Annotated in this window: 14 protein-coding genes; 2 read left to right on the top strand and 12 right to left on the bottom strand. The window is 69.3% G+C overall.

The window, feature by feature from the left end; translation table 11 throughout:
- Positions 1-7: 7 nt before the first annotated feature.
- From ACTMTI_RS34350 to ACTMTI_RS34325, 6 genes are read right to left on the bottom strand one after another with little or no spacing between them, the layout of a single operon-like run.
- Positions 8-997, bottom strand: a complete 990-nt coding sequence (locus ACTMTI_RS34350) for an ABC transporter ATP-binding protein (protein ID WP_441124827.1) — start codon at positions 995-997, stop codon at positions 8-10.
- Entirely contained in the window at positions 994-1,989 is a 996-nt protein-coding gene (locus ACTMTI_RS34345; protein WP_441124826.1) for an ABC transporter ATP-binding protein, read from the bottom strand. The genes ACTMTI_RS34350 and ACTMTI_RS34345 overlap by 4 nt, the downstream gene beginning before the upstream one ends.
- Positions 1,982-2,950, bottom strand: a complete 969-nt coding sequence (locus tag ACTMTI_RS34340) for an ABC transporter permease (RefSeq protein WP_441124825.1) — start codon at positions 2,948-2,950, stop codon at positions 1,982-1,984. The genes ACTMTI_RS34345 and ACTMTI_RS34340 overlap by 8 nt, the downstream gene beginning before the upstream one ends.
- Complete coding sequence (locus ACTMTI_RS34335) at positions 2,951-3,955, bottom strand: ABC transporter permease (protein ID WP_441124824.1); 1,005 nt, start codon at positions 3,953-3,955, stop codon at positions 2,951-2,953. It abuts the gene before it with no gap.
- Entirely contained in the window at positions 3,952-5,682 is a 1,731-nt protein-coding gene (locus tag ACTMTI_RS34330; protein WP_441124823.1) for an ABC transporter substrate-binding protein, read from the bottom strand. Before ACTMTI_RS34330 ends, ACTMTI_RS34335 begins: the two co-directional genes overlap by 4 nt.
- Positions 5,683-5,696: 14 nt before the next feature.
- Complete coding sequence (locus tag ACTMTI_RS34325) at positions 5,697-6,599, bottom strand: proline iminopeptidase-family hydrolase (protein WP_441124822.1); 903 nt, start codon at positions 6,597-6,599, stop codon at positions 5,697-5,699.
- 151 nt (positions 6,600-6,750) lie between these two features.
- Here ACTMTI_RS34325 and ACTMTI_RS34320 point away from each other — a divergent pair, with 151 nt between their 5' ends.
- Together ACTMTI_RS34320 and ACTMTI_RS34315 are read left to right on the top strand one after the other, a co-directional pair.
- Positions 6,751-7,509, top strand: coding sequence for a FadR/GntR family transcriptional regulator (locus ACTMTI_RS34320; RefSeq protein WP_441124821.1), 759 nt, complete (start codon positions 6,751-6,753; stop codon positions 7,507-7,509).
- Positions 7,510-7,601: 92 nt separating this feature from the next.
- Positions 7,602-8,426 carry an intradiol ring-cleavage dioxygenase gene (locus tag ACTMTI_RS34315; protein ID WP_441124820.1) on the top strand — a complete coding sequence of 275 codons (825 nt, stop codon included), beginning with the start codon at positions 7,602-7,604 and terminating at the stop codon, positions 8,424-8,426.
- Between the two features lie 161 nt (positions 8,427-8,587).
- On the opposite strand, the gene ACTMTI_RS34310 is transcribed toward ACTMTI_RS34315, so the two are convergent.
- The 6 genes from ACTMTI_RS34310 to ACTMTI_RS34285 form a co-directional block, all read right to left on the bottom strand.
- Positions 8,588-9,418 (bottom strand): ABC transporter permease, encoded by an 831-nt coding sequence (locus ACTMTI_RS34310; protein WP_441124819.1) that lies wholly within the window; start codon positions 9,416-9,418, stop codon positions 8,588-8,590.
- Positions 9,419-9,497: 79 nt separating this feature from the next.
- Positions 9,498-10,685 carry a quaternary amine ABC transporter ATP-binding protein gene (locus tag ACTMTI_RS34305; RefSeq protein WP_441124818.1) on the bottom strand — a complete coding sequence of 396 codons (1,188 nt, stop codon included), beginning with the start codon at positions 10,683-10,685 and terminating at the stop codon, positions 9,498-9,500.
- Positions 10,686-10,713: 28 nt separating this feature from the next.
- A complete protein-coding gene (locus ACTMTI_RS34300) occupies positions 10,714-11,682 on the bottom strand; it encodes an ABC transporter substrate-binding protein (RefSeq protein ID WP_441124817.1) in 969 nt (322 codons plus the stop codon).
- A 38-nt stretch (positions 11,683-11,720) separates the two neighbouring features.
- The gene (locus ACTMTI_RS34295) at positions 11,721-14,768 is read right to left on the bottom strand and encodes a DUF3604 domain-containing protein (protein ID WP_441124816.1); all 3,048 of its coding nucleotides are present in this window, start codon (positions 14,766-14,768) and stop codon (positions 11,721-11,723) included.
- 225 nt (positions 14,769-14,993) lie between these two features.
- Positions 14,994-15,899, bottom strand: a complete 906-nt coding sequence (locus tag ACTMTI_RS34290; protein ID WP_441124815.1) for a LysR family transcriptional regulator — start codon at positions 15,897-15,899, stop codon at positions 14,994-14,996.
- 223 nt (positions 15,900-16,122) lie between these two features.
- Positions 16,123-16,386 carry a DUF6510 family protein gene (locus ACTMTI_RS34285; protein WP_441124814.1) on the bottom strand — a complete coding sequence of 88 codons (264 nt, stop codon included), beginning with the start codon at positions 16,384-16,386 and terminating at the stop codon, positions 16,123-16,125.
- Between the last annotated feature and the right edge of the window lies 1 nt (position 16,387).

Raw genomic sequence — 16,387 nt, 5'->3', positions numbered from 1 at the left:
GGCCTTCTCATCCTTGGGGAAAATGGCAGGCGGCCTGCCGGTTCGGGGCGACCTCGCGCAGGCGGGGCCGCTCCAGCTTGCACAGGTCGCGGGCGTGCGGGCAGCGCGGGTGGAAGGCGCAGCCGGCGGGCTTGTTGACCGGGCTCGGCACCTCGCCCGGCAGCACGATGCGCTCGCGGCGCCCTGCCGGCGACTGGGCCGTGCCGTCGTCGATCCGCGGCACGGCCGACAGCAGCGCCCGCGTGTACGGGTGGGCGGGGCCCGCGTACAGCGCCTCGGCGTCGGCCGTCTCGACGATCTCGCCCAGGTACATGACGGCGATGCGGGTGCTGACCTGCCGGACCACGCCCAGGTCGTGGGCGATGAAGACGTACGTCAGGCCGTACCGTTCCTGCAGGTCGGCGAAGAGGTTGAGCACCTGGGCCTGGATGGAGACGTCCAGCGCCGAGACCGGCTCGTCGGCGACGATGAGGCGCGGCTCGGTGGCGAGCGCTCTGGCGATGCCGATGCGCTGGCGCTGGCCGCCGGAGAACTCGTGCGGGTAGCGGCCGGCGTACGCCGCGGGCAGGCCGACGACGTCGAACAGCTCCGCGGTGCGGCGGCGGATCTCGGCGGCGGAGCCGAAGCCGTGGACGTGCAGCGGGTCGGCCACGATGTCGCCGACGCGGCGGCGCGGGTTCAGGGAGGCGTACGGGTCCTGGAAGACGAGTTGCAGCTCGCGGCGGACGGGGCGGAGCCGGCGGCGGGACAGCCGGGTGATGTCGCGGCCGGCGAACTCGACGGTGCCGCCGGTGAGGTCCATCAGGCGGACCAGGCAGCGGCCGAGGGTGGACTTGCCGCAGCCGGACTCGCCGACCAGGCCGAGGGTCTCCCCCGCGCGGACGTCGAGGGAGACGCCGTCCACGGCGCGGACGGTGTCGCGGGGGCGCCCCGGCAGGGAGCGGCCCAGCGGGAAGTGCTTGACGACGTCGGCCGCTCGCAGCAGCACCTGGCTCATCTCGTCTCCTGCCTCAGGTCCGAGCGGCCCTCCAGCGGGAGCCAGCACGCGTCCTCGTGGTCCGCCGCGCCCTCCAGGCGCGGTTTGTCATCGCAGACCGGCAGCCGATACGCGCACCGCGGCGCGAAGGCGCACCCCTCCGGCAGGTCGTACGGCGACACGGAGGTCCCCGGGATGGCGGCCAGGCGGCGCGGCCTGGGGCCGGTCACCCGGGGCACCGAGTCGAGCAGCCCCCAGGTGTAGGGGTGGCGGGGCCGGCGCAGCACCTCCGCGGTGGGCCCGTATTCGACGGCGCGCCCGCCGTACATGACGAGGACCCGGTCGGCCAGTTCGGAGACGACGCCGATGTCGTGGGTGATGATCACGATGGCCGAGCCGTGCCGCTCGCGCAGCCGGCGCATGAGGTCGAGGATCTGCGCCTGCGTGGTGACGTCCAGGGCGGTGGTCGGCTCGTCGGCGATGAGCAGGCGCGGGTCGCAGGCGAGGGCGAGCGCGATGACGGCGCGCTGGCGCATGCCGCCGGAGAACTGGTGCGGGTAGTCGTCCACGCGGCGGCCGGCGTCGGCGATGCCCACCTCCTCCAGCAGCTCGACGGCCCGGTCGCGGGCCTGCCGCCGGGTCAGGGAGCGGTGGGCGCGCAGTTGCTCGGCGATGTGCCAGCCGATCGTGTAGACGGGCGTGAGCGCCGTCATCGGATCCTGGAAGATCATCGCGATGTGGCGCCCGCGGATGGCACGCAGCTCCCGGTCGGTGCGCGCCAGCAGGTCACGGCCGTCGAACAGGGCCGTGCCGGTGACGCGGGCGCCCGGATCGCGGATCAGCTTGAGCAGGCTCAGCATGGACACGCTCTTGCCGGAGCCGGACTCGCCCACGATGCCGAGCACCTGGCCGGGCTCGACGGCGACCGAGAGCCCGTCCACCGCCGTGACGCGACCGGCGCGGGTGTGGAAGGTGACCCGCAGGTCGCGGATCTCCAGGAGCGGCTCACCCACGGCGCGCCCTCGGGTCGAGCCGGGCGTAGAGGAGGTCCACGACGGCGTTGGCGAGGACGACGAAGAACGCGGCGTACAGGACCGTACCCATGATCATCGGCAGGTCGACTTTCTGCAGGGCCTCGTACGTCAGCCTGCCGATGCCCGGCAGCCCGAAGACCACCTCGGTGAGCAGCGCGGCGCCGCCCACCAGCGCGCCGAAGTCCAGGCCGAAGAGCGAGACGATGGGGATGAGCGAGCAGCGCAGCGCGTGCCGGATGAGGATCCGCCACTCCGAGATGCCCTTGGCCCGGGCGGTGCGCACGTAGTCCTCCTCCATGGTGGTGACGAGTTCGGCGCGCAGCAGCCGGGCGTAGATGCCGGCGTACAGGACGGCGAGCGTCAGCCAGGGGAACAGCAGGTGCAGCGCCCACTGGAACGGGTCCTGGCCGAAGGGGACGTAACCGAGCGGCGGCACCCACGAGAACAGGCTCTCGCGCAGCCGGCTCTGCGTGAGCAGGTTGACCACCTCGCCCAGCCAGTAGACCGGCAGGGAGATGCCGATGACGCCGAGCAGCATGATGATCGGGTCGAGGATCGTGCCGCGCAGCCGGGCGGCCGTGGTGCCCATGACGACCGCGAGCGCCATCCAGATGAGGGCCGCGCCGAGCACGAGGGAGAGCGTGACCGGCGCCGCCTGCAGCACCTGCGGGATCACCTTCGCGCCGCGGTTGACGTAGGACTCCAGGTCGCGGGTGACGAACAGGTGGCCCATCATCAGCGCGTACCGGACGGGCAGCGGCTGGTCGAGGCCGAAGGAGGCGCGCACCTGGGCGAGCGTCTCCGGGTCGGCGTTGCGCCCGGCGATACGGGCGGCCGGGTCGACGCCGGGCGTGGCGAAGAAGATGAGGAACACCAGGACGCTGATCGCGAACAGCACCAGGACGGCGGAGAGCAGGCGGCGCAGCAGGAAGCCGGCCATCTACACTCCACCGCGCAGCCGGGCGCCCGGGTCGAGCGCGTGGCGGACGCCGTCGCCGAAGACGTTCAGCGCGACGGCGGTGACGGCGATGAGCAGGCCGGGCGCGAGGGCCACGGCCGGCCGGGTGTAGAGCAGCCCGAGCCCGTCGTTGATGATCGTGCCCCAGCTGGCGTCCGGCGGCTGGACGCCGATGGACAGGAACGACAGCGCCGACTCGATGAGCATGTCCAGCGCCGTCATCATCGGCAGCATGACGATCAGCGTGGGCAGCACGTTCGGCAGCAGGTCCTTGCGCATGATGCGCAGGTCGGACGCGCCGACGCCGATCGCCGCCTGGACGAACTCGCGGTTGCGCAGGGCGATCACCTGGCCGCGGATCGGGCGGGCCGCGTACGGCACGTAGACGGCGGCGATGATGCCGATCGGCACCCAGAGGCTGCCGGCCTCCAGGCTGATCGGCCCGACCCGCAGCCCGCCGGTGAGCAGCACCACCGACAGGCAGATCGCCAGCAGGTAGACGGGGATCGACCACAGCACGTCGAGGATCCGCGACAGCACCGCGTCGACCGCGCCGCCGGCGTATCCGGCGACGACGCCCACGACGGCGGCGACCAGACAGCACAGCAGCGCCGAGGTCACGCCGATGAGCAGGCTGTTGCGCCCGCCGTACAGCAGCCGGGCCATGACGTCGCGGCCCTGGTTGTCGGCGCCGAGGAAGTAGTGCGCGGGGTCCCAGGTGGGGCCGATGGGGGTGACGCCCAGGCCGAGGCCGGTGCTGCTGGGCGCCAGCACCGGCACGGTCCGGCCGTCGACCACGGTCGTGCCGGAGATGTTGGACCGGAACGGGTTCGTGTGCGCCACCTGGCCGGCGTACGCGGGGGCGAGCAGGCAGGCCGTCACGACCACCAGGAACGCCACCAGGCCGGCCAGCGCGGCCTTGTCGCGCGCCAGCCGGGCGAGCGCGGCCCGCCACGGCCCGGCGCCGGTTGCGATCGGCTGGCTCACTGGACCCAGAGCTGGCCGACCAGCATGTAGAACTGCTTGCTGAACTGGTAGTTGCCGACCCGCTTGGAGATGAAGTTCACCTGCTTGGGGGTGAAGAGCGGCACGACCGGCGACTTCTTCATGATCTCCTGGTCGATCTGGCCCCACAGCTGGTCGGCCTTGGCCTGGTCGGTCCGCTGCGTCTCCAAGGCGGTCTGCATCTGGGTGTCGATCCCCTTGTCGCAGAAGCCGGCGATGTTGATGCTGGAGTCGCTGCCGGGCTTGAAGGAGGCGCACGACAGCAGGACGTTGAGGAAGTTCGAGGCCGCGGGGTAGTCCTGATACCACTGGGTCAGCGCCAGCTGGACCTTGTTCTCGGTGTTCTGGATGTAGGTGAACTGGATGTCACCCGACAGCGGCTTGAGCACGGCCTTGTAGCCGATCTCGGTCAGCACGCTCTGCAGATATTCGCCGATGCTCTTGTTGACGGTGTCGTCCTGGACGACGATGCCGATCTCCTGGCCGGCGGTGCCGGACTGCTGGACGAGCTGCTTGGCCTTCTCCAGGTCGGGCGCGCTCCACTTGGCGCCGCCGTCCTTGGTGTAGTCGCAGAAGTCGACGTGGCCGGGGAAGCCCGGCGGCAGGACGGTGCAGGCGGGCTGGGCCAGGTTGGCGCCGCCGTAGAGCTGGACGAGGGCGTTGCGGTCCACCGCCCAGTTGATCGCCTGCCGGGCCTGCTCGTTGTCGAACGGGGCGAGGTTGGTGTTGAGCGTCAGATACCAGAACGCGGTGAGCTGGCTGATGTGCACCTGGTCGGCGTACGTGGTGCCGAGCTCGTTGAGCCGGTCCGCGGGCGGCGGGTCGAACACCCAGTCGGCCTGGCCGTTCTGCACGGCGGTGACGGCCGCCTCGACGGTGAGGCCGAAGGAGTAGTCGATCTCGTCGGCGTAGGCCTGCGGCTGGGCGTCGCGCGACCATTCGGTGAAGTGCGGGTTGCGTACGAGCTTCAGCGCGCGGCTCGGGTCGTAGGAGCCGACCATGTACGGGCCGGTCGTGGGCAGCGGCTTGGTGCCGGAGTCCTTGGCGGGCGAGCCCTTCGGCAGCACGCTGGCGTGCGGGACGGCCAGTTTGAAGAGGAACTCCGGGTCGGGCTGGGTGAGCTTGATCGTCACGGTGCCGGCCGCCGCGTCGCCGGTCACGCCCTCGTCCAGCGAGCACGACTTGGGCTTCTTGACACAGGCGGCGGCGCCTGCGATGCCGTTGTAGAAGGTGCCGGCGGTGGGGCTGGACACCTTGAACAGCCGCTCGAACGAGGCCACCACATCGTCCGCGGTGACCTCGTCGCCGCTGGAGAACTTGACGCCCTTGCGCAGCTTGAAGACGTACGTCTTGCCGTCGTCGCTCACCTCGGGCATGGCCTCGGCCAGGTCGGGGACGACCTTGAACGACTCCTCGCCGCCGACCTTCCTGAACGCCATGAGGCCGTCGTACATGGACTGGTAGAGCTGCCAGTACTGCAGGGTGTAGTTGACCTGCGGGTCCAGCGTGCCCGCGGCGCTCTTGGCGAGCAGCTTGAGCGTGCCGCCCTTGTGCGCCTCCTGGAACCCACCCGGGGTCGCGGCGGCCGCCGCCGCGGAGGCCGCGGGGGCGGTGGGCTGGGTGCTCGAACAGGCGGCCAGGACGAGTGCCGCGGAGATCGCGGCGGTCGGGCGGATGAGCGGGTGGGCGCGAAGGAGGTGCCGTGCCATGGTGCGGGCTCCAGTCAGTCGTTCTCGTCGAGGAACGCGCCGACGAGGCGGAGGTAGGCCTCCTCCTCCTCGACATGGGGCATGTGGCTGGAGTCTTCGAAGATCTCCCAGCGCACATCGGGGATCCGGTCGGCGTACGGCCGCACCGTGGCCTCGGTCGCCTCGTCATGGCGGCCCGAGACGAGCAGCGTCGGCACCGCGATGCGGTCGGCCCGGTCGATGATCGTCCAGTCCTTCAGCGTTCCGATGACGTGGAACTCGTTGGGACCGTTCATGGTGTGGTAGACGGTCGGGTCCGCGTCGATGGCGGCGAAGGTCGCGGCCACCTCGGGCGGGTTCGGCACGATCCGGCAGACGTGCCGGGCGTTGAAGACGGCCTCGGCGGCCTTGTAGCCGGGGTGGCCGGTGGTGCCGGCCTCCTCGTGCTCGCGCAGTGTCTTCTGGACCTCGGGCGGGAGCAGGGCGCGCAGGCGCGCCGCCTCCGACAGCCACAACTCCATGGACGCCGGCGAGTTGGCGATGACGAGGGCCTTGAGCCCGGCCGGGCGGCGTACGGCGTGCTCGGCGGCGAGCATGCCGCCCCACGACTGGCCGAGGACGTGGTAGCCGCCGTCGAGGCCGAGTGCGGCCAGCAGGTTGTCCAGCTCGTCGAGGAAGAGCTGGACGGTCCAGAAGTCCGCGCCCTCGCCGGGCAGGTGGGTGGAGTTGCCGATGCCGAGCTGGTCGTAGTGGACGACCGCGCGGCCTTGCCCGGCCAGGCCGGCGATGCGCAGCGTGTAGTCGTGGGCCGCTCCAGGCCCGCCGTGGAGCACGACCAACGGGGTTTTGGCGGATTTCAGGTCGCCCGTGATGCGGTACCACGTCTTCCAGTCGCGGAAGGCGACAGTGCTGGTGAGCGCGGGTTCTGGGATGGGCAATGGTTCCTCCCTCGTGCTGATCGGTAGGATGTATGGATTAAAGGTCTGTCCACAAGACCTTTTTGCGAACGTTGCACAGCAGTAACAGCGGGGAAACCCGCCGCCCGGGCTGACATGATCGATGTCGCCCCAAGGAGCTCCGAGGAGGAACGTGCAGGACGAGACGGCCGGCGGTTCGGTGTTGCGGCCGGTGCGGCTGCCGACCGCCGCGGAAGAGGTGGCCGACCGGCTCATCACCGCCATCGCGATCGGCGAATACCTGCCGGGCGAGCGGCTGCCGCCGGAGCGGGAGCTGGCCCAGATCCTCGGCGTGGGCCGGTCGACCGTCCGGGAGGCGATCGGCCGGCTGCTCGCGGTGGGCATCGTCGACATCCGGCGCGGGCGCAACGGCGGCGCGTACGTGCAGGAAGCCTGGACGAGCGCGTCCGCCGACGCGGTGCGGCGGACGCTGCTGCCCCGCTGGGCCGAGATGGAACAGCTCTTCGACCTGCGCTGCCTGGTCGAGGGCATGGTCGCGCGGGTGGCGGCGGAGCGGCGCGAGCCCGGCGACGTGGCGCGGATGCGCGAGGCGCTCGACCGGTACGGCTCCGCGCGCTCCCCCCACCAGGAGCACGCCGCCGACATCGCCTTCCACCAGGCCGTCGTGGAGGCCACCCGCAACCCGCAGATCGCCCTGCTCAGCCACGACCTGCTCAGCCGGGTCAGCCTGGGCTTCCCGATCGAGCCGTACGACGGGGCGCCGGCCGTCTACCAGCGGGCGCTGGCCGAGCACAGCGCGTTGTGCGAGGCCATCGAGGCCGGGGACGCGCAGCGCGCGGGCGAGATCGCGCAGGGGCACTTCTCCATCACCAACGAGGCGTTGCGCGAAGTCCTGGCCCGCGGCCTGGGTGAGAATCGTGGCAGAGGGTGACAATCGATGCGCCAGCTGTTTAGATGGTGGCCTTTCATGCGCCGCCCTCTTTTCGAGCCGGCTCAGTGGCGCTTGCTCAGCATGGAGTAGAGATGCACCACCACGAGGACATCTTCGACCGCGGGCTGCAGTTCGACATGTCGACGCTGCTGGAACGCCGGCGGATGCTGGGCCTGTTCGCCGGCGCGGGCCTGGCGACCCTGGTCGGCTGCGGCACCGGCGCGACCACCGCCCCATCGACCGCGGCCTCGACGTCCACCGGCGCGGCGAGCGCGGCGGCGACGGCCGGCGGCTGCGCCGAGATCCCGGAAGAGACCGCCGGCCCGTTCCCGGGCGACGGATCGAACGGGCCGAACATCCTCGCCCAGAGCGGCATCGTCCGGAGCGACATCCGTCCCAGTTTCGGCTCGGGCTCGGGCACCGCCGCGGGCGTTCCCCTGACCATCGAGCTGACCGTCCAGGACACCTCGGCCGGCTGCTCGGCACTGGCCGGCGCGGCGGTCTACCTGTGGCACTGCGACCGCGACGGCAACTACTCGATGTACTCCGAAGCCGTCACCGGCGAGAACTATTTGCGCGGGGTCCAGGAGGCCGACAGCGGCGGGAAGGTCTCCTTCACGAGCATCTTCCCGGGCTGCTACGCGGGCCGGTGGCCGCACGTCCATTTCGAGGTCTATCCGAGCCTGGCCAAGGCCACGACGTCCGACAACAAGATCGCGACCTCCCAGCTGGCGCTGCCCAAGGAAGCGTGTGACACCGTGTACGCGACCGACGGCTACAGCCAGAGCGTGCGCAACCTGAGCGAGGTCTCCCTGGACGGCGACGGCATCTTCAGCGACGGGCACACGAGCCAGCTCGGCACGATGTCGGGCAGCGTGTCATCGGGTTTCACCGTCACCCTCGCCGTCCCCGTATAGCGCCGGCAGGCGGGGCCGCTGCCGCCGCGCGTTCCCGGCACCGCCCGAAGATCCACCGCACCGAGTTCAGCCTCTTGCCATCAGCCCCTCTGGCGCACCGCGAAAGTCCGTCCGCTTCCGCGTGCCGCTGCCAAGACAGCGGCGGAGCCCGGCGATATCAGTCAGGCGGGAACTTCAGCGTCCTCATGTCTGGGGCCGGAAAGCGCCGGCGTCTGGGACACGATGGTTTCGCGGCTTTGAGAGCGTCTGCGCCTGAAGCCGCCAGATCCCAGGGCGGCCGTCACACGATCGAGGTAGATCGCGAGAATGACAACGGCGAGTCCGCCCTCGAACCCTGAGCCGATGTCGAGCTGGGTGACGCCCTGAACCACGACGGCCCCCAGCCCCTGGGCGCCGACCATGCCGGCGATGACGACCATCGACAGCGCCATCATGATCACTTGGTTGACGCCTGCCATGATGGACGGCAGCGCGAGCGGGAGTTGCACCTCGCGTAGCACCTGTCGTGGCCGAGAGCCGAAGGCGACCGCCGCCTCGACGACTTCGGCGTCGACCTGACGGATGCCGAGTTCGGTGAGCCGGACAGCGGGCGGGATGGCAAAGACGGTGGTGGCCACCACGCCGGGCACCACACCGATGCCGAAGAGGAACACCGCGGGGATGAGGTAGACGAAGACCGGCAAGGTCTGCATGAAGTCGAGTGCCGGTCTCGTCAGCAGGCTCGCCCGGTCGCTGCGCGCCGCCCAGACGCCCAGTGGCACACCGACGGCGACCGCGATGACCGCCGCGACGATGACGACCGCGAGCGTCTGCATGGTCTGGACCCACAGCTGCATCGATGCCACGAGCAGGAAGGCCAGCACGGTGAACACGACGAGCGGCAAACGCCTGCCGGCGAACCAGGCGACGGCGGACAGCACGGTGATCGACAACAGCGGATGCGGCGCGACGAGGATTGTGTAGACCGTGTTGACGAGCTGCAGCAGCGCCACGGAAACGACGTCGAACAGCCCGCCGAGGCGGTCGAGCAGGAACTGGATACCGCGTTCCACCCCGTCGCCGATGGGAATCCTAGGCATGTCTCACCTTCTTCGGGGCGGCCAGGGCTCCCAGGATCGCGGCCCTGGGGGCGACGCCGAGAAGACGCTTGTCGTCGTCCACGACGGCGACGGGAACGGGGTGGCGGCCTGCGAGATCGCAGAACTCGACGATGGGCAGGTCCGGCGATACTGCGTGATAGTCGCCGGCCAGGCAGGAATCGAGGGCGGTCTCGCCCTCTCGCAAAGCTCTGGCGAGTGCTTCGTCGGTCGCCACTCCGAGGATGCGGTTGGTCTCGTCGAGGACGAAGATGCCGTTCATCTCCACGTTCTCGAGCCGTTGGAGTACCTCACCCGGGCTTTCGTCCCACCGGGCGGTCACCAGTGGCGCGCGAAGGACGCTTGCGGCGGTGAGGACACGAGAGCGGTCGACGTCGGCGATGAATTCGCTCACGTACTCGTCGGCCGGCTCAGAGATGATCTCGGTGCCGGTGGCGCACTGTACCACCTGGCCGTCGCGCATGACCATGATGCGGTCCCCGATCCGCATCGCCTCATTGAGGTCGTGTGTGACGAAGACGATCGTCCGCTGGTCCGCGGCCTGGAGCTGGAGCAGCAACTCCTGCATGTCACGGCGGATGAGCGGGTCCAGGGCGCTGAACGGCTCGTCCATGAGCAGGATCTCGGCGTCGGTGGCGAGTGCCCGGGCGAGTCCGACCCGCTGCTTCATCCCGCCGGACAGCTCGTGTGGATAGGAGTCTCCCCACTGCTCCAGTCCCACGCGCTGCAGCGCCCAATCCGCCCGCTCCAGGCGCTCTCTGACAGGCACCTGCCGGATCTTGAGCCCGTAGGCGGCGTTCTCCCTGATGGACCGGTGAGGTAGCAGCGCGAAGTGCTGGAAGACCATATTGATCTTCCGGTTACGGAGCGGCCGCAGCTCGTCCTGCCGCATCGCCGACACGTCGGCACCGTCGATCCGCAATGATCCCTCGGTCGGCTCGACGAGACGGTTCAACATGCGCAGCACCGTCGACTTGCCCGACCCGGACAGGCCCATGATCACGAAGATCTCTCCGGGCGAGACGGAGAAACTCACTTGGTCAACGGCGAGAAACCCGCCTGCGGTCCGCACGGCGCTCTGGCGCTCGGCTTGCCGCAGGAGGGGCAGCGCCCTGTCCTGCCGGAGGCCGTAGACCTTGGTGAGATTCTTGGCTTCGATCATTCCGAATACCTCCAGGCTCTCGCGTGCGTCATGCGCCCAGGCCTGGCAGCACGATCTTGGCGGCCGGTTCGCCGTCCACGTTCGTGACCCCGTTCAGCCAGCCCTCGATCACCTGTGGATGGGTCCGCATCCACTCCTTCGCGGCGACCTGCGGCGTCTTCTTCTCCTTGTCGAGAGCGCGGATCCACGCCGAGGCCATCTCCGCGTCCACGCGAAGTTGCGACAGGAAGCGGTAGAGATTGGGGTCCTGCTCCTTCAATCCCTTGCGCATGAGCACACGGATCTGCCCGGCCCCCGGCCACACTTCTTGCGGATCTTCGAGAAAGACCAGCTTGTAGTCGATCGTCATCCAGTGCGGGCTCCAGCCGAGGAAGGCGATCGGCTGCTGCTTCGCCGCGTGCCGGCTCACCTCTGCCAGCATCGCCTCTGTACTGCTCTGCACGAGTTCCCAGTCGCCGAGCCCGTACGCGTCACGTTCGATGGCCTGCTGAATGATCTGGTTCGCCGGTGCGCCGGGCTCGATCCCGTAGATCTTGCGCTTGAACGCGTCCGCGTGGCGATCCAGGTCGGCAAGGGAACGCACGTCGTACTTCTCCGCCACATAACCCGGCACCGCCGGGGAGAACTCCGTGCCGTCCAGCAGGGTGCCGGCGACTTCGACCTTGCCCGCGTTGAGGTGTTGTTCGAACACGGGCTTCTGACTCGGCCACCAGTTCCCGAGATAGGCGTCCGCCTGACCGGTCGCGAGCGCCTGGCCCGCCAGCGGAACCGACACCTCCTGAGTGCTCGCCCGATATCCCAGAGTGTTGAGAAGGTGGACGGCGATCTGTGTCTCCACCACCAGATCCCCCCAAGGCTGCTGGACGAACCTGGCGGCGCGGCCGCCGCTGTCGCCGGAGGCGAACCCGTCCGGGTTGGTGCCGCTGCAGGCCGCGACAGTGGTCGCCGCTACCAGGATGCAGGTGAGCCCCCACAGCCTTCCGGATAGACGTCTCATGGAATTCATCCCTATCTCTTGAAACCGACGATCGGGTCTCAGGCCCGATCCACCCAGATCGGCGAGGACCAGGCCATCTCGCCGTCGGTTTGGTAAGCGCGGACGTAGTACCAGCCTGACCCGGCCATCTCGTCCGCCCACTGGAAGCGGTGCTCGTGGCCGCCGAGTGAGACGAGTCCGCCCACCCCGTGCTGCAGGCGCATCCGGCCGTCGTTGCCGTTCTTCACGGGAACCTCGACGATCGCCGTACGCAGTGTGCCCAGCGTCGTGGTGTGCTCGCCCTGGGAGGTCTTGACGTTGACCGTCGCCTCGGCGGGTCCCAGCAGGGTGAGTTCGATGCCTCCGCGCTGCGCGCCGTACGGTTCGCCGAAGCTCTTCGTGCTCGCCTGCCATCTGACGCCCGCCCGGTCGACCTCGACGATCTCGGGACTCCAGTAGGGCGTCAGCAGCACTTCGCCGCCGTCGATCGTGAGGCCACCGCTCCAGTCCGTGGTCGCTGAGCTCAGACCCCATTCGACGCGGACCGGTACCGCGATCCAATCACGTGGCAGGTCGAGGCCGGGGAGAACGCTGTGGACGACCTCCCCGTTGCGGACGACGTCGATGCGGGCGAGTTCGCCGTAGCCGCGCACGTAGGCCGAGAGTTCCACAGGCCCTGTGGCGTCGGTTTCACCGCCCATGAACGTGTCGCCGAAACGGACGTCCAGCAGGAGGTCTCGCGTGGTGGCGGCGAACACCCGGCGGGTGTGCAGCGCCTCGAAGATCGAGGCTCGGTCCAGCCGTTCGGCATACGCTCCGATGTAGCTCGCGCCGTGGCCGTGGTCGGACGAGGCGATCAGGCCGAAGCGGTGGCCGCGGCGCAGCCCGTCGAGGACGAACGTGCCGGGCAGCGTGCCGTCCGAGTACTGCCGGAAGCAGCCGTCGTCCTCATAGTTGCCCCGGCATGCTTGGAAGACCTCGACCAGCCGCAGATACTCCGGGTCGTAAAGACTCCAGTCGAACGGCACCATCGCCGATCCGGGGTGGTGGGGTATCGTGATCGCCGGGAAGTCAGGATGCTCACGCATCTGCCGCCACAGGTCTTTCGGCGTTTCCGACCCCTGCGCGTACGCGGAGAAGATCGGCGCTCCGCGGCGGACGTCGCCGTAGATGACGTTCTGATGGCCGGTCAGGCCGGTCCACTCGAATCCGTACAGCGGCACGAACCGGCCGTCGACGCGGAACAGATCGGCGACCTTCTGGATCGACCACCACTGGTAGTCGGTGCTGTTCTCGGAGTGGTCGGTGACGGCCCAGAAGTCATACTCGCAGACGTCCCATGAGTAGCGGTAGAAGTCCTCCAGCGACGGCTCGTCTCCGGAGGTGCACCGGCTGATCAGCGAGTGCCGATGCAGGTCTCCCCAGAACAGCGTGTATTCCTGCCCGGCCACGTGCGTCGTGTACCGCTCGCGATCGCCTCCGAGCCAGGCGCGGGATTCCCGGCGTTCCGAACTGTGCACGAGTTCCAGGCGGCGATCCGCCCGCGCCGGTCCTGAGGACGTCACCGGTGCGGACCGGACCGATCCTGTCCCGTGCATGCCGTGCCAGATCACCTCGCCGTGGTGCTCGAGAAGGAACGGGCACTCCCGGCCACCGAAACCCTCAGTCCAGGCGAGGCCGCGTTCCAAGCGGCCGTCGGTCTGCCACGCGACGATCGCCCCGCTGGGCAACGGCGCGATCGCCGGCTCCTCGAGCGTCCCATCACTGCCGGAGAAGGTCGTGGGCGCGGACCAGCCGTCGGGCCCGAGGCTCTGGGCCGCGACCTCCCAGTAGTAAGTCATCAGCGGCAGGCGACGGTGCACCCGGTAGGCGACGGTGAGCCCGCCACCGGGGTCGGCGGCCAGCCGGGGCAGTCCACCGGGAACCACGTCGAGGCCCTTCGCCAGCGTGCCGTCCGCCTCCCGCACCCCGTCGCCGTCGACGCGGACGACCCGGATCGATGCGGTGACCTCGGGCAGCAGTTCCGGGGGAACGAAGTCACCGCTCTCCCGCATGCCCTCGACCCGGGGTGTGCCCGGCAGACTCTCCACAGGTCGCAGCCGGGTCGGACCGGAACCGCCGTGTCCGTGAATCGTTATCACGTCGAACGCGCACCAAACCGTGCCCTCGCTCGTGACGGCCAGACTCGGATGCAGCGCGTAGTCGCTGCCGCCGGTGATGACACGAACCGGCGAAAGATCACCGAGCGCATCCACCGTGCGCAGCACGATGCGGTACGTGCCGTCGGCGTACTCCGTCCAGGCGTACGTCGTGCCGCCACCCGGTGCCGGAGCGATGGCCGGATCCCATACGTTGGCCTCGACGCCCTCGCTCACCAGCCGGGTCTCGTCCCAGGTGCCGTCGCGCCAGCGTCGTGCGAAAATGCCGAAGCGGTTGTCAATGCGTCCCTGCCAGCACACCTCGACGCTGCCGTCCACGTGTGCCGCCAGTTCCTGGTTGAACGAAGGGTGCTCGGTGCTGCTCACCCGCTCCTCGCTGGTCCACCGGCCATGCTCATGCCGGCGACACCACACCGTGACCTCGCCCCCGTCAGAGCGGGCGTAGCACACCCAGGCGCGTCCCGCGGCGTCGAACAGCGCGGTGGGGCGGAAGCAGTCCGCCGGATCCGCCGACAGCACGACCGGCTCTCCGTCCGCGGACGGCCCGTCTAGCAGCATCGCCAGCACCCGATCGCCGGCGTCCGGTTCCCATTCCGTCCAAGCGTGAACGATCCGGCCATCGCCCGCTGTGGCGACCGCCGGCCGGGCGGCGGAGCCTGACGTACGGACCGGGCGGCCCGCCAGCCGCTGGTGCCCGGCGAGGCGGGGAGCGGCTGCCAGTGCCGCCTCGGCGCGCGCGATGAACTCCATGATCCGGCCGCCGCCCTCGTCGACCCACATGTATCTCAGGGGGTCGGGATCCAGCAGCGCCTCGACAGGCGAGACGTCATGACAGTTCTCAATGGCGGCAGCGAGCTTGCGGTTGAAGGCGAGCACGCGGTCGAGATCAGCACGCTGCTCGTCCGTGTACTCCCCGCTGTGGTGGTCTACTCCGCAACACCGGCCCACGGTGGATCCCTTCAGGAAACAATGAGCAGGAGGATGGAAAGAAGGAGACGAATTTCTTGGCGGCATGGTTGATACGCTGTCCAGCGCTCGCGCCCCGCAGCTATATCGCCCGGACCGAAATCCGTTTTGTGTGCGCGGTATCACGATGTCGCGTCAGAAAAGAGGGCGTCAATGCGACCTCGCCGCGGACCTAGACCGTTCTCCTTTGCGTGGTATAGACGCCTTCTATGGCATGGCTTCGGCCTGTCGCGCACGCCCGCGGAAGGCATCCGCGAACTCGACGAAAGCCTGTCCCGCCGGCGACAACGGCTCGGCGCGCCAGAGCAGGCGGACACGACGCGTCACCGGAGGGTCGATGCGGAACATCCGCGCGCCTTGGCGCGCGGCGTCCTCCGCCATGGGGAGGGGGAGCAGCGCACCACCGGCACCAGCGAGAACGAGCGGCACGATAGCGGCTCGATGTGTCGTCTCCACAGCGATGCGCAGGGGGATGCCGGCGCCGGCGAGCGCCTGCTCGGTCATCATCCTCGTCGTCGTCCCCTGCGGAGTGGTGACAAGGTCGATCGAGGCCACCTCGCTGATCGTCAGCATCCGCCGGCTGGGCATCGGCGCGTCCGGAGGGAGCACGGCGAGCATTTCCTGCTCAGGCAATTCCATGGTATGCAGCCGTGGCGCCGGAACGGAGAAGTCCGCCAGCCCGAATTCGTATTGCCCGGAGCGCACCATATCGGCGACCTCGATCGCCTGCTCTGGGTCGGCAATACGAATATCGATTCTCGGATATAGGCCCCGAAACTCTCCTACCATGCGAGCCAGTGGATCAACTGCAAGAGTCGTCAGGGCGACAATGTCCAACCGGCCGTTTCGCAGACCCCGAACCCACTGCACGGATCTACGGGCCGTCGCGAAGTCGTACACGATCTGCTGTGCCGGTTCGAGCAGCGCCTCACCCGCCGCGGTGAGGCGCACGCCCCGCCCCAGGCGATTGAACAGCTCCACCCCCAGCTCGCGCTCCAACGCTCCGATCGCATGCGACAACGATGGCTGCGTGATGTTAAGGGCGTGTGCCGCGCTCGTGAAGCTTCCATGCGCGGCCACCGCCAGGAAATACTCGATCTGCCGTCGCTCCATGCACGGCTCCCGCGCCCTTTGACGTGCTCCTATAGATCTTGCGCCCAGCGACGGGGAACACCCGTCCGCGACGTCGACACACACGCAAGGCAGTGCGGCCGACGTCTTGGCGTGGCGGTCAGTATGGCAGCCGCCGGAGAGGCGATGCCGGCCGGGTACCGGCCTTACGCGTGGCCTCCTGCTCTGCTGCGCCGAGGCCTCGCGCGTTCGAGCGCATGGACGGTCAGGCCAGCGGGACGCGCAGTGCGACGCTGCCGCGCAGGTCGAGCCAGGCCGCCGTCGGTGTGCGGACCATGCGCATGACCACCTCCTCGCAGCCTGGGCAGCGGGCAACCAGCCCCGGTGCGTGGGTGTAGACGCGCAGGTCCGCGACCGGACCCGTGCGCCCGCAGCCCGCACAGCGGGTGTCCGCGGTCGTGACGTCGAAGGCGAATATCTCGCTCAGCGGGCCGGCCAGCGCGTTGCCGTCTTCGTAATCGTCGATCATG

Source organism: Nonomuraea sp. H19 (genome assembly GCF_052068215.1).
In the GTDB taxonomy this organism is placed as follows: domain Bacteria; phylum Actinomycetota; class Actinomycetes; order Streptosporangiales; family Streptosporangiaceae; genus Nonomuraea.
The sequence above is the reverse complement of the archived record's forward strand: the minus strand, read 5'-3'. Positions and strand labels throughout refer to the sequence as shown.